The organism is Apibacter mensalis (assembly GCF_001418685.1).
Taxonomy (GTDB): Bacteria; Bacteroidota; Bacteroidia; order Flavobacteriales; family Weeksellaceae; genus Apibacter; species Apibacter mensalis.
In genome coordinates this window covers 26869-44990 of the sequence record NZ_LIVM01000001.1, presented here as the reverse complement: position 1 = coordinate 44990, position 18122 = coordinate 26869, and the positions used below count along the sequence as shown (strand labels likewise).

The 18122-nt window shown below is 31.6% G+C and carries 18 protein-coding genes and 1 tRNA gene; 11 read left to right on the top strand and 8 right to left on the bottom strand.

Annotated features, from left to right (window positions below; translation table 11 throughout):
• Positions 1 to 53: 53 nt before the first annotated feature.
• Positions 54 to 389, top strand: a complete 336-nt coding sequence (locus tag ASC36_RS10920) for a hypothetical protein (protein ID WP_221400549.1) — start codon at positions 54 to 56, stop codon at positions 387 to 389.
• 3 nt (positions 390 to 392) lie between these two features.
• A complete protein-coding gene (locus tag ASC36_RS00170; protein ID WP_221400548.1) occupies positions 393 to 1742 on the top strand; it encodes an enoyl-CoA hydratase-related protein in 1350 nt (449 codons plus the stop codon).
• Positions 1743 to 1788: 46 nt separating this feature from the next.
• Here the strand turns inward: ASC36_RS00170 and ASC36_RS00165 are convergent.
• From ASC36_RS00165 to pdhA, 7 genes are all read right to left on the bottom strand, one after another.
• A tRNA-Cys gene (locus tag ASC36_RS00165) sits at positions 1789 to 1859 on the bottom strand.
• 48 nt (positions 1860 to 1907) lie between these two features.
• A complete protein-coding gene (folB, locus tag ASC36_RS00160) occupies positions 1908 to 2267 on the bottom strand; it encodes a dihydroneopterin aldolase (RefSeq protein WP_055424463.1) in 360 nt (119 codons plus the stop codon).
• A complete protein-coding gene (gene metF, locus ASC36_RS00155) occupies positions 2268 to 3221 on the bottom strand; it encodes a methylenetetrahydrofolate reductase [NAD(P)H] (protein ID WP_055424462.1) in 954 nt (317 codons plus the stop codon). It lies immediately after the preceding gene.
• 98 nt (positions 3222 to 3319) lie between these two features.
• Positions 3320 to 3799, bottom strand: a complete 480-nt coding sequence (locus tag ASC36_RS00150; RefSeq protein WP_055424461.1) for a cytidine deaminase family protein — start codon at positions 3797 to 3799, stop codon at positions 3320 to 3322.
• 108 nt (positions 3800 to 3907) lie between these two features.
• A complete protein-coding gene (locus ASC36_RS00145) occupies positions 3908 to 4339 on the bottom strand; it encodes a nucleoside-diphosphate kinase (RefSeq protein ID WP_055424460.1) in 432 nt (143 codons plus the stop codon).
• Positions 4340 to 4441: 102 nt separating this feature from the next.
• Positions 4442 to 6070 carry a 2-oxo acid dehydrogenase subunit E2 gene (locus tag ASC36_RS00140; protein ID WP_055424459.1) on the bottom strand — a complete coding sequence of 543 codons (1629 nt, stop codon included), beginning with the start codon at positions 6068 to 6070 and terminating at the stop codon, positions 4442 to 4444.
• Between the two features lie 21 nt (positions 6071 to 6091).
• Positions 6092 to 7096 carry a pyruvate dehydrogenase (acetyl-transferring) E1 component subunit alpha gene (gene pdhA / locus ASC36_RS00135; RefSeq protein ID WP_055424458.1) on the bottom strand — a complete coding sequence of 335 codons (1005 nt, stop codon included), beginning with the start codon at positions 7094 to 7096 and terminating at the stop codon, positions 6092 to 6094.
• Between the two features lie 423 nt (positions 7097 to 7519).
• Here pdhA and ASC36_RS11170 point away from each other — a divergent pair, with 423 nt between their 5' ends.
• The 9 genes from ASC36_RS11170 to ASC36_RS00095 all read left to right on the top strand — a co-directional run bounded on the left by ASC36_RS11170 (position 7520) and on the right by ASC36_RS00095 (position 16241).
• Entirely contained in the window at positions 7520 to 7693 is a 174-nt protein-coding gene (locus ASC36_RS11170; protein ID WP_082435361.1) for a TetR family transcriptional regulator, read from the top strand.
• Entirely contained in the window at positions 7693 to 7896 is a 204-nt protein-coding gene (locus ASC36_RS00130; RefSeq protein ID WP_055424457.1) for a hypothetical protein, read from the top strand. The genes ASC36_RS11170 and ASC36_RS00130 overlap by 1 nt, the downstream gene beginning before the upstream one ends.
• Before the next feature lie 252 nt (positions 7897 to 8148).
• Positions 8149 to 9414 (top strand): TolC family protein, encoded by a 1266-nt coding sequence (locus tag ASC36_RS00125; protein ID WP_055424456.1) that lies wholly within the window; start codon positions 8149 to 8151, stop codon positions 9412 to 9414.
• Positions 9415 to 9418: 4 nt separating this feature from the next.
• A complete protein-coding gene (locus ASC36_RS00120) occupies positions 9419 to 10315 on the top strand; it encodes an HlyD family secretion protein (protein WP_055424680.1) in 897 nt (298 codons plus the stop codon).
• Between the two features lie 68 nt (positions 10316 to 10383).
• On the top strand, positions 10384 to 11283 hold the full coding sequence (locus tag ASC36_RS00115) for an ABC transporter ATP-binding protein (RefSeq protein WP_055424455.1): 900 nt from the start codon (positions 10384 to 10386) through the stop codon (positions 11281 to 11283).
• Complete coding sequence (locus ASC36_RS00110) at positions 11264 to 11995, top strand: ABC transporter ATP-binding protein (protein WP_073961167.1); 732 nt, start codon at positions 11264 to 11266, stop codon at positions 11993 to 11995. Before ASC36_RS00115 ends, ASC36_RS00110 begins: the two co-directional genes overlap by 20 nt.
• A gap of 41 nt (positions 11996 to 12036) precedes the next feature.
• Positions 12037 to 13143 carry an ABC transporter permease gene (locus ASC36_RS00105; protein WP_055424454.1) on the top strand — a complete coding sequence of 369 codons (1107 nt, stop codon included), beginning with the start codon at positions 12037 to 12039 and terminating at the stop codon, positions 13141 to 13143.
• A complete protein-coding gene (locus ASC36_RS00100; RefSeq protein ID WP_055424453.1) occupies positions 13140 to 14240 on the top strand; it encodes an ABC transporter permease in 1101 nt (366 codons plus the stop codon). The genes ASC36_RS00105 and ASC36_RS00100 overlap by 4 nt, the downstream gene beginning before the upstream one ends.
• A 126-nt stretch (positions 14241 to 14366) precedes the next feature.
• The gene (locus tag ASC36_RS00095; RefSeq protein WP_055424452.1) at positions 14367 to 16241 is read left to right on the top strand and encodes an acyl-CoA thioesterase; all 1875 of its coding nucleotides are present in this window, start codon (positions 14367 to 14369) and stop codon (positions 16239 to 16241) included.
• Positions 16242 to 16632: 391 nt separating this feature from the next.
• On the opposite strand, the gene ASC36_RS00090 is transcribed toward ASC36_RS00095, so the two are convergent.
• Positions 16633 to 17973, bottom strand: coding sequence for a dicarboxylate/amino acid:cation symporter (locus ASC36_RS00090; RefSeq protein ID WP_245630705.1), 1341 nt, complete (start codon positions 17971 to 17973; stop codon positions 16633 to 16635).
• Positions 17974 to 18122 lie beyond the last annotated feature (149 nt).

The window sequence follows — 18122 nt, the reverse complement described above, 5'->3', positions numbered from 1 at the left end:
ATATTTGTTAATTAGTTAAAATGTTTATTTTGAAATAACTAAAGTTAGAAAATATGAAAAAATCATTAAATATTATCTTACTTTCTTCTGCATTTAATGGCCTGACTCAAAGAGTTTGGCTTTCATTAAAAGAAGCGGGATATTCTGTTAGTTTTTTACTTTTTACCACAGAAGAAGAAGTTGTAGACTCGATTGAGACTGCCGATCCGGATATAGTTATATGTCCCTTTTTGAAAGATAGAGTACCTAAAATACTTTGGAAAAACGAGAGAAGACCAATCATAATTATCCATCCCGGTATAATAGGGGATAGAGGAGCATCCTCTTTAGATTGGGCAATCTTGAAGAATTTTGATACATGGGGGGTAACCGCATTGCAAGCTGTTTAAGAAATGGATGCCGGGCCCATTTGGTCAAGTCATGAATTTGATAAACCTACTCTAATCAGAAAGTCAGAGCTTTATAACAATTTTGTAAGTGATGCTGCTATAGAATGTATTTTTGAGGTAATTGATAAATTTATAAAAAAAGTAAAGCCCATTCCTTTAGATTATAATAATGAAAATATAAAGGGAAAACTTGAGCCCAATATGAGACAATCGGATCGTCATTTTGAATGGACTATACCGGCAAGAGATATTTTAAATATAGTAAATTCAGCAGAAGGAATTCCGGGGGTATTAACAGAAATAGAAGGTGAAAAATTTTACATATATGATGCTTATTTAGATCATAGAGAAGGTAAATCAGGGAAATTGTTAGCGCGACGGGAAGAGGCGGTTTTAATTGGAGCAGGAGAAAAAAGCTTATGGATTGGCTCTTTAAAGAGAGCTTCAAAAGATCAGTTCACTTTTAAATTACCCGCTGTACAAGTACTAAAAGAGAAAGCAAATAATTTGGAAGATCTAACTTGTTCGTTACAGGAGTCTGTTTTTTCTAAAGATGAATATAGTACTATACATTATTCACAAAAAGGAAAAATAGGGGAGCTTACTTTTAATTTTTATAACGGGGCTATGAGTACAGTTCAATGTAAAAGAATGATAGAAGCCATACAATTTGCTAAAGAACAAGATACGAATATATTGCTTATTAAAGGAGGATACAACGCTTTTTCCAACGGGATACATTTAAATACGATTGAAGCTGCAGAAGATCCGGCAAAAGAAGCATGGAATAATATACATGCGATCGACGATGTGTGTTTAGAACTTTTAGATACCAAACAATGGATAATTGCAGGAATCACCGGAAATGCAGGAGCGGGTGGAGTCATGCTGGCTTTAACTGCAGATTATGTATGTGCAAGAGATGGAATAATACTCAATCCTCATTATGCTACTATGGGGTTATATGGATCAGAATATTGGACGTATACATTACCTAAACGGGTAGGAGACCTTCAGGCTAGAAAGTTAACTGAAGATTGTTTACCTGTAAGTGTGACTAAGGCTTTAGAAATTGGATTGATTGATTCTGTTGGTCCCAGGGAAATAAATTTTTTTTCTGATTGGTTGTGGGGACAAGCCATGCAAGCAGAGCAATTAAATAAAAAAGAAATGAAAAAACCTTTTGATTCAGAAAAAGCGGCCGAATGTAGAATGAAGGAATTAAAAGAGATGAAAGAAGATATATTGCACGATAGAAATTCTTTTTCAACAAAAAGAAATTGTTTTGTACTTAAAAAGAAAGCTTGTAAAACACCTGATAGGTTGATTGAAAATTGGGCGCGAGTTAAGTAAAATAAGTAATACTAAAAAAACCATCTCTAAAGAGATGGTTTTTTTGAGGCTTCGAGCGGATTCGAACCGCTGTACAAGGTTTTGCAGACCTCTGCCTAGCCGCTCGGCCACGAAGCCGTTTCTTGGATTGCAAATCTACAATTTTTTTTGAATTAAATGTAAAATCTAATAAAATTTCTTTTTAAAAGTTACTTTTACCTGATCTATATTTACATTTACAGGAGGGGTGACCTTCGCAACTGAGACTTTTATGGCTTTTACTTTTTTACATTGGGCTTTTATTTCTCGTATAATTCGATACGTTACATGTTCCAATAGATTGGATCGAATGGCCATTTGATCTTTAACTATTTGTGCTACATTTCCGTAATTAACAGTATCAGTAAGTAAATCCGATTTACCGGATCTTTCCAAATTTAGCCATATCGTTACATTCACTATATAGAAGGAACCAATTTTAGCCTCTTCTTCTAAACATCCGTGATAAGCATAAATTTTAATGTTCTTTAATTTTATCTTTTGCATTTAAAAAAGTTTTTTTGCTATTTTTGTTATGTTTTCTGATCTCCCCATTGAATAAAAATGAAGTACGGGAACTCCATGCTTCATTAATTCCTTACATTGATTAACCGTCCATTCTATACCAACTTCGTAGACTGATTTGTTATCCTTACACTTTTCCACAGCCATAACCAATTCTTGAGGCATATCAATGTGAAAAATATTAGGGAGTGCAGTGAGGTGCTTTTTTATAGATACAGGCTTTATACCGGGAATTATCGGTACATTAATTCCAATACTCCTGCATTTACTTACAAAATCAAAATATTTATTGTTATCAAAGAACAGCTGGGTAACAATATAATCTGCTCCGGCATTAATTTTTTGTTTCAAATAATTTAAATCCGTATCTAAATTCGGGCTTTCAAAATGTTTTTCAGGATAACCGGCAATGCCAATACAAAAGTCTGTAGCTCCATTAGCATATTCTTCATGGAGATATTTTCCTGAATTCATGTTCTCTACTTGGCTAACTAGTTCATTAGCATAAGAATGTCCTTGTGAATGAGGCTTAAAAATACCCTCGCTTTTTATAGGATCTCCTCGTAATACTAGAATATTATCAATTCCCAAAAAATTAAAATCAATAAGAATATTTTCTGTCTCTTCCTTATTAAAACCGCCACATATTAGATGAGGTACTGCATCAACTTTATATTTTTGTTGTATAGCAGCGCATATCCCCACAGTACCGGGACGTTTTCTTGTAACTATTTTTTGAATCAATCCATTGGGAAGCTCTCTGTATTCATATTCTTCTCTATGATAGGTTACATCGATAAAAGGGGGATTGAATTCCATTAAGGGATCAATATTGGAAAATATATTTTGTAAGTCTTCTCCTTTTTTAGGCGGTAATATTTCAAAGGAAAATAAAGTTTTTCCATTTGCATTAGAAATATGTTCTGTAACTTTCATGTTAATTATTTAGGTTCAAAACAGGTTATTTTATCTGGAGAAGAAAAAAATTTCTATTTTTTTTAATAAACATTTATTTTTTTAATTAATTAGTATAATTACAATGTGCTTTCATAAAAAGAAAAGGGTAGAAAATTTGCACATTGGCTAAATTTAATTACTTTTCCTTTTATACCGGTAAAAAGAAATTCAATGGGCATTTTTAATCTGCATTTGTATTTTATAAGTATTTGTCTACGGGCTTTGCAGGTAGAGAGAGGAATGGAAATGGGATTGTGTTTTCCAGCTACTACAACCATTTTTATTATTTTAGCACAGAGATAATTAGTTACAGTATAAAAAATAATTGTCCTTTCTGCACATATGCTGCTACTGGGATAAGCGCCAATCTCTTGATTATTTTCCGTTAAAATTTTATTATTATCCAACAATAGAGCAGCTACCACTTTAAATTTAGAATGATTTGCATAAGCAAAATTACGTGTTTCTTTAGCCTTGTTAATTATTAATAAGTCTTGATTGGAAAGCTCTTTCCAATGAGAATACTCTTTATATTTTACATCTAAGACGTTAATCATTTCGATACTTCTTGTGTGCACCTAAGTTACTAATAAATTATAAAAAAGAATAAATAATTACACAATATGATATAATTATAAAAATAAGAATTAGATGACACTGAATTTTTATAGACAAAAAAAGATTTCCCTATCTGCAAAATGAAAATGGGCTTCAATAGTTGCATTTTCATCACTATCTGACCCATGAACGGCATTCCGCTGTGTACTTTCAGCATATTTTTTTCTAAGAGTCCCTTCTTCAGCCTGATCGGGATTGGTTGATCCAATTAACTTTCTAAAACTTTCCACTGCATTTTCCTTTTTTAAAACGGCAGCTACTATAGGCCCAGAAGTCATGAATTGTATTAAGTCCTCATAAAAGGGTTTACCTTGATGTATAGAATAGAATCTTTGGGCATCTGTTAAAGTAAGAGAGGTTAGTTTAAGTGCAATTATACTAAAACCGGCATCAGTAATATCTTTTAAAATTGAACCCGTTAACCCTTTCGAAACGGCATCGGGTTTTATCATAGTAAGTGTAAAATTAGATATGGACATATAGTATTTGTAAATTAGTTATATATTGATGAAATAAAGTTAAAAAAAAAACACTCAATTCTTAATAGAATTGAATGTTTTTTAAATAAATATTTTAGTTTCTTAAGCCAATAATGATACTGGATTTTCAAGATACATTTTAAGAGTTTGTAAAAATTGAGCTCCTGTAGCGCCATCCACTACGCGGTGATCACAGGCTAAAGATATTTGCATTACATTACCAACCACAATTTGACCGTTTTTTACTACTGGTTTTTGTATTATAGCCCCAACGGATAATATACATGAATTCGGTTGATTAATAATAGAATTGAAAGATTCTACTCCAAACATTCCTAAGTTAGAAATTGTAAAAGTAGATCCGTCCATTTCATTAGCTTTTAATTTTTTATCTCTTGCTCGTCCGGCTAAATCTTTTACTGCTGATGAGATTTGTGTTAAAGATAAGTAATCGGTATTTTTGATTACCGGAACTACTAACCCATCTTCAACTGCTACAGCTACACCGATGTTTATATTTCCACGATGAATAATTTTAGTATCAGACCAAGTGCTATTAATTTGAGGATGTTTTCTTAAAGAAATTGCTACCGCTTTAATTACAATATCGTTAAACGAAATTTTAGTATCTGGAAGACTATTGATTGCTTTTCTTGCTTCCATAGCATTATCCATATTGATCTCAAATACTAGATTATAATGCGGAGCTGTAAATAAGCTATGACTAAGACTTTTAGCAATGGCATTTCTCATGGAAGAATTTGGAGTTTCAGTGTCTACGCCCGGATTTATTTGTGGAGCTACCGGTGCAGATTTTACTGAAGCAGCAACTGTGGTATTAGAAGCTGCTGGAACAAAATTTTCAACATCTTTTCTGATAATCCTTCCATTGTCTCCACTTCCTTTAATTTGATCTAGACTTATTCCTTTCTCTTTTGCAATTTTCTTTGCTAAAGGAGAAGCGAATATTTTACCGTTGCCGGATGAAACTGTATTATTTTCAGTTGAAGTTTTTAAATCGTTAGATGTAACAGATACCGGTTCAGAGGTTACTGGTTTAACAGCTGTAACAGTAGAAGCACTTCCTCCGGAAACAATTCCACTAATATCTGTACCTGCAGGTCCTACAATTGCTAATAAAGATTCAATAAGTGCAGAATCTCCTTCTTTAACTCCTTGGTATAATAAAACACCGCCATTACCGTCGTATTCAAAATCTTGGACAGCTTTATCCGTTTCTATTTCAGCAATAATATCCCCTTCTTTTATGGTATCTCCTACCTTAACGTTCCATTTAGAAACTTTACCTTCTGTCATGGTGTCACTAAGTCTGGGAACTTTGATAATTTCCACGTCTTTAGGAATTTCCACAGGAGCAGAAGGGGAAGAAGTTGTTTTAGTATCGCTATTGCCAGTGTAGTTATTATTAGAAGGTTCAGAAGATGAAGAATTACTGTTTACTCCACCAATTAATGCGCTGATGTCTTCTCCTGCTGTTCCGATAATTGCTAATAGAGAATCCACCGGCGCTGCATCACCTTCTTTTACTCCTTGGTATAAAAGGATACCGTCATTTCCGTCATAATCAAAATCCTGAACAGCTTTATCTGTTTCTATTTCAGCAATAATATCGCCTTCTTTAACAGGATCTCCTACCTTTAAATTCCATTTAGATACTTTTCCCTCAGTCATGGTATCACTCAGACGAGGCATTTTTATAACTTCAGCCATAATTTGGTTTTGATTCGTGTTTTATTGGTTTTCTAATTTATCTAAAAAAGGATAATTCGGCTCTGAGTAAATATATTTGTATAGTACATCATCATCAGCGTAAGGAGCTTCTTCTGCAAACTTACCAACCTCGTTCATTTCATCCTTTATTCTTTTGTCTATTTTATCTAGTTCTTCAACGCTTGCCCAGTTATTAGACAAAATTTTATGTTTAACACAAAGAATTGGGTCTTCTTTTTTATGTTCTTCAACTTCCTCTTTAGTTCTGTATGGCTCGGCATCAGACATGGAGTGTCCTCTGAAACGATAAGTTCTTGCTTCAAGGAAAGTAGGACCGTCACCTCTTCTTGCTCTTTCTATAGCTTCGTATGCTGCTTCAGCAACGGTTTCCGGATTCATTGCATCTACCGGAGCACATGGCATTTCATAACCTAGGCCTAATTGGTAAATGTCCAAATTATTGGTAGTTCTTTCAACGGATGTTCCCATAGCATATTGATTGTTTTCACAAACAAATACTACCGGTAATTTCCAGTTCATAGCCATATTAAAAGTTTCGTGTAGAGTACCTTGTCTTACTGCACCGTCTCCCATGTAGCAAATAGTAACCCCGTCTCGTTCAAAATATTTGTCCGCAAAAGCTATTCCGGCACCTAATGGTATATGACCACCTACAATACCGTGTCCACCATATACATTGTGTTCACGGCTGAAAAGATGCATAGAACCACCTAACCCTTGAGAGGAACCCGTGGCTTTTCCACATAACTCAGACATGGCTACTTTGGGATCTACTCCCATGGCTAAAGCATGAGCATGACAACGATAAGAGGTTATAATCTTGTCTTTAGTTATATCCATTGCATGAGTAAAACCTGCTGCAATAGCTTCTTGACCATTATATAAATGCAAAAAACCTCTGATTTTATCTTTTAAATATAGAGAACGAGCTTTGTCCTCAAATCTTCTCCACATAGTCATATCCTCAAACCACTTGAGGTATATTTCTTTACTAAATTCTTTCATCCTTGTACAATTTGACACGCAAATTTACATTAAATACTATGAACTAACAAAATTTAGATTTTATAAGTTTATATACTTATATTGTAATTATTTATATTAAAATAATTATAATAGTAATTATTTTTTTTTATTTAATATTATTTTAATAATTGAGTATAGTAATTTATGGTAATTATTGTTTGTTTTATTTTTATTTAATAGTATAAATTAAAATGTATTTTTTTAAACATTAATTATAAATCTAAACATTAATTTTCCATGAAAGAAATTGATTTGAGTGTAATTAAATTATCTTAGCTAAAAGTTAAAATACAATTTAATCATTTGATTCAATCAAAAATTTAAATATTTTGCACAATATATAAGTGGTATAAAAAATGCAATACAATTACAGTGAGTAAGTTGTAAAATTGAAAATGAAAATTGGGAAATGGTAACAGATATATTAATAGAGCAAAAATTAAAGAGGCAGCCAAATGTGTTTTCCAAAAAAAAGGTTTGGGTTTAACACGCACCGATTGTATAGTAAAGGAAGCTGTAATCAATTTAGTTTTACTTAATTATTATTACAGAAGCAAAGAAAATTTTTTTAAATAGTGATCCAGGAAAGTATAGAAGAAATGTTCTCTTACATGGAGAATATAAGGAATAATAAAAATACAACCTTATCTGAGAAAATTGATGCAGGAGTATACAGATATATAGAAGGAATTTCCAAAAGTCCGAGTTTACCTGTTTTTTTATTTAGTGAATCACAGATAAATATGCGACATTTTTTCAATAAGGTTAAAATCTCTTAAGGTTTTATAAAAAACAGGTATATGTTTAAACAAATAACCAAGCAAATAAATAAAAAAAAATTAAATTTTGCAGCCATACATTTTTTATAAATTTTGTTTCTATATCTATTTTTCCAAAAAATGCTCAACCCTTTATAAAATATGTAAATAAAATGGATGAACAAAATTTCACAGATTTTATTAAACGACGAAAAACTTTAGTCCCTCCGATTGGGGTAAAATCAATATTAAATTTAGTATAATAATAAGATTATGAAAACTAAAACGTATATATTCATACAATTATGTTTACTGCCTTGTCTGTTATTTTCTCAGTTACTGGAATTAAGTCTTGAAGAATGTCAGGTAAAAGCAAGAGAAAATTATCCATTAATTAAGCAATACGGATTTATTTCTCTTGCCGAAAACTATACTTTAGATAATTTAACTAAGAATTACTTACCACAAATTTCCCTCGGCGGACAAGCTTCTTATCAAACTCAAGTAGTTACAATTCCACTAAAAATTCCGGGATTTAATATACCGCAAATGGATAAAGATCAATACAAGGTAGCAGTAGATGTTACACAATTATTATGGGATGGGGGAGCAACACAGTCGCAGAATAGAATTACCAAAGCAAATACAGATTTAGAAAAACAAAAATTAGAAGTAAACTTATACACAGTACGAGAAAAGATAAACCAACTATATTTTGGAATTCTAACTATTGATAGGCAATTAAGTCAATTGGACGTATTAACCTCCGATTTACAAACTAATTACGATTTAGTAAGTGCAATGCTGAAAAATGGAGTAGTTATGGTCTCCGATTTGGATTTGGTCAAAGTGGAGTTATTAAATACTGACCAAAAAAGAATTGAGTTGAATACTTTACGAATAGCGTATATAAAAATGCTTTCTTTATTTATTCATGAAGAAATAAGTCAAGAGGTTGAACTCAAACTTCCTGATAATAGAGTCAATTTTGGTGAAGAGATTACTCGTCCTGAACTTATTATGTATGATAAACAAAATTTATTATATGAAGCTAAGGAAAGTACCATAAAAGCTAAAAATATGCCTAAATTTTCACTTTTTGCTCAAGCAGGATTTGGAAAACCGGGATTAAATATGCTGAGCACAGATTTTAAAACTTATGCTATAGGTGGAGTGCGTTTAAGTTGGAACTTCGGAAACTTATATACTAGAAAAAACGATTATAAATTAATTAAAAATGATATGAATTCTCTTGAATCACAAAGAGAAACTTTTTTATTTAACACGAATGTTCAACTTACCCAAATTCAAAATGAAATAAATAAGTATAAAAAGTTAATGGCAAAAGATGAAGAAATTATACAGCTTAGAAACAGCGTAAAAAAAGCGGGAGAAAGTAAGTATAAAAATGGAATTTATAATATGAATGATTTGATAGGAGATATTAATGCTGAAAATCAAGCACGATTAACCCACTCTATACATGAAATGCAATATTTACAAAGTATCTATAATTATAAATACACACAAGGAAATTAGAAATATGAGAAAGTTAATAGTATTAACCATAGGAACTTTTATGATCATGTTATCTTGTAACCAAAATAAGTTTGAGCATGATGCGTCGGGAACATTTGAAGCAACTGAGGTAATTGTTTCATCTGAAGCTAATGGTAAATTGGAAATTTTTCAACTAACGGAAGGGGATCTAATAGCCCAAGGACAATATGTCGGATATATAGACAGTATTCAGTTGTATCTGAAGAAAAAACAGTTGTTAGCGGCCAATAGAGCAATACAGGTAAAAAGACCGGATATTTCTGTGCAAGTGTCATCCATTAAAGAACAGATTGAAAAAGCTGAGTTTGAAAAAAGAAGAATTCTAAGATTATTGGCAGATAATGCAGCTACCCAAAAACAACTGGATGATATTAATTCACAGATTAAAGTTCTTAAAAAATCTCTAAACGCTCAAGTAAATTCACTTGCTACGTCAGTTAATAGTCTCAATGAAGAAAGTAATACAAATAATGTTCAGGTGGCACAAATAGAGGACCAATTAAAAAAATGTAAAATTATTAATCCCATTAAGGGAACTGTTTTAAATAAATATGTAGAAGAAAAAGAACTAGTTACTCAAGGCAAAGCACTCTATAAAATTGCGGATACTAAAAATTTATTTTTACGAGCGTATATTGTATCCGAACAACTTGAAAAAATAAAAATAGGCCAAAAAGTAAAAGTTTATATAAATATTTCAGAAGATAAACAAAAATTTTATCCGGGAATCGTAACCTGGATATCCGATAAAGCTGAATTTACCCCCAAAACCATTCAGACCAAAGATGAACGCCAAAATTTAGTTTATGCTGTTAAAATTGCAGTAGCTAATACAGATGGACTTATCAAAATAGGTATGTATGGAGATGTGGATTTTTAAATAAATTTTTGTTTACAATTTTATTGAATAAGTAAGGCTAAATATTCAACAGTTTTAATGTAAAAATAATGAGTGCTATTTTAATACAAAATATTTCAAAAACCTATCCGGGAAAAGTTCCGGTCATAGCTTTACAAGATATATCCATTCAAGTAAATAAAGGAGAGTTGTTTGGTTTAATTGGTCCCGATGGAGCGGGAAAGACAACCTTATTTAGGATATTAACTACTTTATTGGTAGCAGATAAAGGAGATGCTTTCGTTGAAGGTTTAGATGTTAAAAAAAACTTTTTGCAAATACGAGAAAAAATAGGTTATATGCCCGGTAAATTCTCGCTTTACCAAGATCTAAGCATTGAAGAAAATCTTAGTTTTTTTGCTCGGGTATTCAATACAACGGTAGAAAAAAATTATGATTTGATTAAGGATATATATGTACAAATAGAACCCTTTAGAAAAAGAAGGGCAGGTAAACTATCGGGAGGAATGAAGCAAAAGCTGGCTTTATGCTGTGCTTTAATTCATAAGCCGACGGTTTTATTTTTAGACGAACCAACCACAGGGGTTGATCCGGTATCGAGAAAAGAATTTTGGGACATGTTAGCCCGGCTTAAAGAACAGGGAATCACTATAATGGTTTCAACTCCATATATGGATGAAGCAAGCTTATGTGATAAAATTGCTTTAATTCAGGCAGGGGAAATACTTTCTGTTAACACCCCTAAGCAGATTACTGATGAATATCCTTTTAAATTGTATTCTGTAAGATCCAAGAATAATTATAAGCTCCTTCAACATTTACGCAATCAAAAAGAGATAAATAGCTGTTACATATTCGGTGAACACTTGCATGTGACGTTCAAAAAAGAAATGATCAAAATAGACGAAGTGGAAATTAAAGAAATTGAACCGGGAATAGAAGATTGTTTTATTTACTTAATGAATAAGCATGAAAACTATAGTAACTAAAGAGTTAACTAAAAGATTTGGAGATTTTATCGCCGTAGATCATATAAGTTTTGAGGTATCTCGAGGTGAAATTTTTGGTTTCTTAGGGGCAAATGGAGCAGGAAAAACCACAGCGATAAGGATGCTTTGTGGATTATTAACACCTACTTCAGGTGAGGGAATTGTTGCCGGTTATGATATTTACAAAGAATCTGATAAGATTAAAAAAAATATAGGATATATGAGTCAAAAATTTTCATTATATGAAGATTTAACCATAAAAGAAAATATGCGTTTATTTGGAGGTATTTACGGAATGAGTACTAAAGACATTAAGGTAAAAACTGAGCAATCTTTAGAAGAGCTATCCCTAGAAACAGAAAGAGATATTTTAGTAAAATCTTTACCTTTAGGTATTAAGCAAAAAGTTTCTTTTGCCGTATCGACCTTTCATTCTCCTGAAATTGTCTTTTTGGATGAACCCACCGGAGGAGTAGATCCCATAGCAAGACGGACATTTTGGGAAATGATTTATCGGGCCTCTAACTATGGAATAACTATTTTTGTAACGACGCACTACATGGATGAAGCAGAATACTGTAACCGCGTTTCTATTATGGTTGATGGAAAAATAAAAGCATTAGATACTCCTTCAGGGCTTCGTCATAAATTTAATGTATCTACTATGGATGAAGTTTTTCAGCTATTGGCAAGGGGAGCAAAAAGAGAATAAATTTTAATTAACATAAAAGCAATAAATAAGTACTACAGGATATGTATCAGTTTTTCAGTTTTATAAAAAAAGAAATCTATCACATTACTCGTGATTTCCGAACTATGCTTATGCTTTTAATTATGCCTATAGCACTTCTTATGATTTTTGGATTTGCTATAACTACAGAAATAAAAAATGCTTCCTTTATAGTGTTAGATAACTCTAAAACAATTCAATCCATACAATTAATAGAACAAATAAATGCTAGTAAATATTTTGATCTTACTGGCTATTTTAATAAATTAGAAGAAGTAGAACAACGTTTTCGGTTAGGTGAAGCCAAACTGGCAGTGGTTATCCCTCATGGCTTTGATAAAGATTTATATCATCAAGGATCAAGTGAAGTTCAACTTATAGTAGATGCATCAGATCCTAATGAAGCCTCCACTATAGTCAGTTATATACAAACGATTATAGCGGAATATCAAAAACAGCAAATAAACAAAGCAAGTCCGGGATCATATATAATTAAAAGTCAGGTTAAAATGCTGTATAATCCCCAGTTAAAAAGTGCCTATAATTTTGTTCCTGGAATCATGGGATTGGTGCTTATGTTAATCTGCTCCATGATGACTTCTATTTCCATAGTTAAAGAACAAGAGCAAGGCACAATGGAAATATTATTGGTTTCTCCGCTAAAGCCTATTAGCATTGTCCTGGCTAAAGTTGTGCCTTATTTTCTGATATCAATTATAGATGTTTTTTCCATATTAATTATATCAATCACAGTATTAGAAGTTCCTATAGAAGGCAATTTATTTTTACTTCTTTTTTTATGTACTATTTTTATTCTTTCCACCTTATCATTGGGAATTTTAATTTCTTCTATAACGGAAACACAACAATCTGCAATGTTAATTTCTGGCATGGGATTATTGCTTCCAACGTTATTGCTTTCAGGATTAATATTTCCGGTAGAAAATATGCCTATACTGCTTAGAGTTATTTCTACTATTTTACCTGCTACTTGGTTTATCACAGCACTTAAGGATGTAATGATTAAAGGGATTGGATTTGGGGCTATATGGCAAGAATGTTTAATACTTATTGGCATGACCCTTTTTTTATTAGTCGTAAGTATCAAAATGTTTAAAAACAGATTATGAGAACTTTAAAATTTTTATTAGAAAAAGAATTCCTTCAAATATTTAGAAATAAAACTATACTGAGACTGGTTTTTTTTATGCCTGTTTTTCAATTATTAGTATTGCCATGGGCAGCCACTTTTGAGCAGAAAAATATCTTACTAAGCATCATAGATAACGACCATAGTACTGCTTCCAGAGAATTAATACAAAAAATACTATCTTCAGGATATTTTAAGCTGGCAAACTATTCAACTTCTTATTCAGCAGCATTAAAAATAGTAGAAAAAAATGAAGCAGATTTAATTTTAGAAATTCCGCACCATTTTGAAGATACTTTTATAAAGGAAAAATCAACGGATGTTATGCTATCTGTAAATGCCATAAACGGCCAGAAAGCAGGATTAGGGTCTTCATATTTAGGTCAAATCTTAGCTGCTTATAATCTTGAATTGGTAAATCAATCTCAAAATTTAGGACAAATTTTTGTTAAACCATACTATATCTACAACACAGAAATGAATTATCGTAATTTTATGGTTCCCGGCATCCTGGTTATGCTTCTCAGTATTATAGGTGGAGCACTTTCTTCCTTAAATATTGTTAAAGAAAAAGAAGCAGGAACTATTGAACAGATAAATGTTACGCCTATTCCCAAATATATTTTTATCATAGGTAAATTAATTCCCTTTTGGGTTATGGGAATGCTTATTCTAAGCATAGGGATGTTTATAGCCTGGTTAGTTTATGGGATCGTTCCGGCAGGACATATAATGATAATTTATATTTTTTGTTTTTTTTATCTTATTGCATTTACCGGATTTGGATTAATGATTTCCAATTTTTCATCAACACAACAACAAGCTATGTTTGTGTTATTTTTTATTATAATTATATTTTTCTTATTAGGAGGCCTTTATACCCCAATAAGCAGTATGCCCAGATGGGCGCAAATCATTACCATGTTTAATCCGGTTCGATATTTTATAGAGGTTATGAGATTGGTTTATATGAAGGGGAGTACATTGGCTGATATCTCCCATCAATTATATATAATTATTATCTTTGCTGTAGTGTTAAATGTTGGGGCAATTTTAAGTTACAAAAAAACAAATTGATAATTCTATAGATTTATCTAAGTTAATTGAACTTTTTCTTTATAAGTTTCTTACTCACTTTTATGCATTATTTTTGACATCTATTAACTATTGAAATTTATAATTCATACATTAAATTTAAAATTAATGAAATCTAAAATCATAAATTCTTTTTTATGGGGTAATTCAGTTGCTCTTTCATGGCTTTGGGGATTAGGACTATTTTTTTCCGTACAAATAACATATTTATTCGGTTTAACAGGCTTATTTGGATTTGCTTTATTAAACTCCATCGGATTATTTTTATTTGGATACGGAACTCAAAAAATTGCCCATCGGGATAAAGGTCAAGAATCCTTAGAGCGTTTTTATAAAAAATGGTATAAGCCTTTTCGTTTCAGTTTGTATTTATACCAATTATTGGCAATAACTTTGACAGTTTTCGCCACAGTAAAATATTTATTTATTCCCTTGCTAGCTTCATATTGGCCGGAATGGGATAATGGAGGGAATATATTACAAATATTTTCTTTATTACTGGTAGTAGCTTTAGTTATCTCTGCCTCCTGTTTATTAGGTGAAGAATTTACGATTAAATCAATTAAGTACTGGCATTTATTAATTGGAGCTGTGTTATTAATTATAATAGTTTCTTTATTAGCTTATATTCAACCTAAAGAAATATATAGTTATCACTCTTGGATCAAAAATGAAACCGGAAAACCTATTTTTATAGGATATTTGGTTGCAATTCTAGTAGGTTTTTTTGTAGGTCCTTGGCTTGATTTACAACAATGGCAACGAGCTATTCAAATGAGAAAAGAAGGAACTAATATTTGCAGCGGATATTTTTTTGGATCCGTTATATTTTTTTTATTACTTATTTTTCATGGTTTGATGGCAAGCTTTGTATTCAACAGTGCTTGGTTTAATTCGGATATGGCATCAGTTGGATTAGGAGGAATTAAATACGGTCATGAACAAATTGTTGAGTATATGATACATTTTCGATCCACTCTTCCCGAATGGATTCCCTTTTCGTATTATTTATTTATAAGTTTGGCAGTATTAACAACCTTAGATAGTGGCTATGTCTCTACTCAGTGGTTTTTAAAAGAGATTTCTAAAACCAGCAATAGTCCAGTATTATCACTAATACCTAAAGGAATTGCAGATTCTCCCATACCTACCTATATTTTGGCAGGTTTTATTACGATATTTTCCGTCCTGGCAAATTTTGAATTGGAATATTTTATGGTATTTTATGCTACTTTTTTTGTGGCTTACGCATCCTTAGGTATTGCGCGATGTTTTGTTCCCAATTCTCAACATTCGTTACCTCAAGTTAAACTTTTTTCCATAGGAGCACTTTCATTAGCTGTATTCGCGGGAGGTTATTTTATGCAAATGGCTTTGTTTATGATATTAGGCTCTATACTGCCCATACTCTATGTCATTTGGCTGGTTTTAAATACCGATTTGTTAAGAGTGGTAAAAGAGAAAGTTGAAGAAGTTATCGACGCAGCCTCCGAAATTCCTGTTTTAAAAAATTTATCTAAAGCAACCCATACAGTTATTAATGGAAAAACACTGGAAGTTAGCACAGGAAGTCATTTTGAAGGTAAATGGTTTGTACACACTTTTATGGCAACCTATGTGGATACCAATTCTGTAGGAAATGTTTATTTTGGAGTTTATGTGCTTTGGGTAGGAAAGGCAAGAGAATTATTTTTTAATTATGTATTACCCGATTTTAATTTAAAAGATACCACCTATCTGATATTAACGCGTTCATTTGAACATAAATATATTACTGAAACTCGAGAATTTGAACGTATAAGTGTAAAAATTAGAGCTTCCGAATATAATCGTAAAATTGCAACCTTGGAACATCAGATATTCGATTCGGCAGGTAATTTATTGGGAAAGGGTAAACAACAATTAATATTTGTTTCTTCTAAAGATTATAGATTACTTGACATCCCTACCGACGTAATAAAAGCTTTTATGCCTTATATGTAAATATAAGTGTCAATTTAATAGATCATTATGGTAAATTTTACTATGGCTTAAATCTGTTCTATGAAAAAGAATTGGAATAACTGTTTAAATTTTTAACAGCTTTTAGAATTTAAATTCTAATTGAGAAATAGCTGTTATATTTTGAACAGTTTTTTTAAAAACAATAAAATTGAAATACATTTTTCCAGTTTAAATATATAATTTTATCCGTAACCCCCTCCTAAAAAAACATAATTTACCCTCTTGTGTTCATAATTAGATTTAAGAGAGATTTTTCAATTGCCAATAGTTCAAGATATTTAATTTCAATGTTTAGTTAAATTAACCCATACTAATATTCTAATACGTGCAAAGGTTTTTATAAAATTATTATTTATGACTTGAAAAATAATTAGGTATTATGCATACGGTCTTCTTCCAACAGCCTTTTTTCGGCTCCATCCGGGTCAAATTCTCCTTCCCATTTAGCAATGACAGCAGAGGCTAAACAATTCCCAATAACATTAATTGTTGTACGAGCCATATCCATTAAAGTATCAATTCCCAATATCATTAGTATAGGCCATTCTTCTAAATTAAAAGAATTGGCTGTACCCATTAAAATAACCAAAGAAGCACGAGGCACTCCGGCAACTCCTTTGCTGGTTATAATCAAGACAAGGATCATAACTAATTGGTGAGTAAGAGACATATGCATACCTGTCGCTTGTGCAACAAACACGCTGGCTAAAGATAAATACAAAGTAGTTCCATCCAAGTTAAAGGTATAACCCGTAGGCATTACAAATGCTATTACCTTTCGTGGAACGCCAAGTCTTTCCATTGCAATCATCGCTTTGGGAAGAGCAGCTTCAGAACTGGCCGTTGAAAAAGCTAAAAAAGCTACATCTTTAATTTCTTTAATAAATCGTTTAATAGGCATTTTTATAAGTAAGGCAATAGGAAAAAATACTAGAAGTACAAACACAATAAGCGCTCCATATAGAGTTAATAATAACTTTATAAGAGGTATTAAGGCGTCCAATCCCATATGCGCAATAGTATATGCCATAGCACCCAATACTCCAAATGGAGCAAAATACATGATTATATTGGTAAATTTGAACATTGTGTCGGCAAGACTATCTGTAAAATTTACCATAAAGGTTCGCTTGTTTTCACTAACCATGATCAATGCTATTCCAAATATGATACTGAAAATTACGATTTGTAAAACTTGACCTTCAGCTACAGATTTTGCGATGTTTTCAGGGAAAATATGTAATATAATATCTTCCCAAGATTGGGAAGCGGCTTCTGGTAATTTTTCATGAACAATATCAATTTTTTTTGTTCCTACACCTGCTTGAGTAATATTAATAGCCATTAAGCCTATAAAAAGAGCAAAAGTGGTAACCACTTCAAAATACACTAAAGATTTCCACCCCATTCTTCCCACCTGTTTTAGGTCTGAATGGCCAGCTATTCCATGAACAAGAGTGGCAAATATCAATGGGGCAATAATAGTTTTTATCAGCTTAAGAAATATTTTACTTAATATATCGAGCTTTCCGCTAAAAGTGGGAAAATCATATCCTAAACAAGCGCCTACTATTAGAGCTACGAAGATCCATATGGTTAAATTTTTCTTTCTAAATGCAAAGATGATTATGGAAATAATAAATAACCAACGGCAACCGAACAAAAGTGTTTCCGGAATAACTCCAAAAAAGAAGTTAATCAGATAAAGCATGCCTGTTATAGTAATGAGAATAAAAGGGAGTAGATTGAAAAAACGATATATATTCATCTAAATTTGTGAGTTTTTAATAAATTTTATAGTAAAATTATCCATATAATGAATAATAGGTAAACAAATATATTAAAATAAAATTTTTTATA

What these genes read in the sequence shown, in the direction of transcription:
- ASC36_RS10920 (WP_221400549.1), top strand. Translation starts at nt 54, where the DNA reads ATGAAAAAATCATTAAATATTATCTTACTTTCTTCTGCATTTAATGGC.
- ASC36_RS00170 (WP_221400548.1), top strand. Translation starts at nt 393, where the DNA reads ATGGATGCCGGGCCCATTTGGTCAAGTCATGAATTTGATAAACCTACT.
- folB (WP_055424463.1), bottom strand. Translation starts at nt 2,267, where the DNA reads ATGCAAAAGATAAAATTAAAGAACATTAAAATTTATGCTTATCACGGA.
- metF (WP_055424462.1), bottom strand. Translation starts at nt 3,221, where the DNA reads ATGAAAGTTACAGAACATATTTCTAATGCAAATGGAAAAACTTTATTT.
- ASC36_RS00150 (WP_055424461.1), bottom strand. Translation starts at nt 3,799, where the DNA reads ATGATTAACGTCTTAGATGTAAAATATAAAGAGTATTCTCATTGGAAA.
- ASC36_RS00145 (WP_055424460.1), bottom strand. Translation starts at nt 4,339, where the DNA reads ATGTCCATATCTAATTTTACACTTACTATGATAAAACCCGATGCCGTT.
- ASC36_RS00140 (WP_055424459.1), bottom strand. Translation starts at nt 6,070, where the DNA reads ATGGCTGAAGTTATAAAAATGCCTCGTCTGAGTGATACCATGACTGAG.
- pdhA (WP_055424458.1), bottom strand. Translation starts at nt 7,096, where the DNA reads ATGAAAGAATTTAGTAAAGAAATATACCTCAAGTGGTTTGAGGATATG.
- ASC36_RS00125 (WP_055424456.1), top strand. Translation starts at nt 8,149, where the DNA reads ATGAAAACTAAAACGTATATATTCATACAATTATGTTTACTGCCTTGT.
- ASC36_RS00120 (WP_055424680.1), top strand. Translation starts at nt 9,419, where the DNA reads ATGAGAAAGTTAATAGTATTAACCATAGGAACTTTTATGATCATGTTA.
- ASC36_RS00115 (WP_055424455.1), top strand. Translation starts at nt 10,384, where the DNA reads ATGAGTGCTATTTTAATACAAAATATTTCAAAAACCTATCCGGGAAAA.
- ASC36_RS00110 (WP_073961167.1), top strand. Translation starts at nt 11,264, where the DNA reads ATGAAAACTATAGTAACTAAAGAGTTAACTAAAAGATTTGGAGATTTT.
- ASC36_RS00105 (WP_055424454.1), top strand. Translation starts at nt 12,037, where the DNA reads ATGTATCAGTTTTTCAGTTTTATAAAAAAAGAAATCTATCACATTACT.
- ASC36_RS00100 (WP_055424453.1), top strand. Translation starts at nt 13,140, where the DNA reads ATGAGAACTTTAAAATTTTTATTAGAAAAAGAATTCCTTCAAATATTT.
- ASC36_RS00095 (WP_055424452.1), top strand. Translation starts at nt 14,367, where the DNA reads ATGAAATCTAAAATCATAAATTCTTTTTTATGGGGTAATTCAGTTGCT.
- ASC36_RS00090 (WP_245630705.1), bottom strand. Translation starts at nt 17,973, where the DNA reads ATGCTTTATCTGATTAACTTCTTTTTTGGAGTTATTCCGGAAACACTT.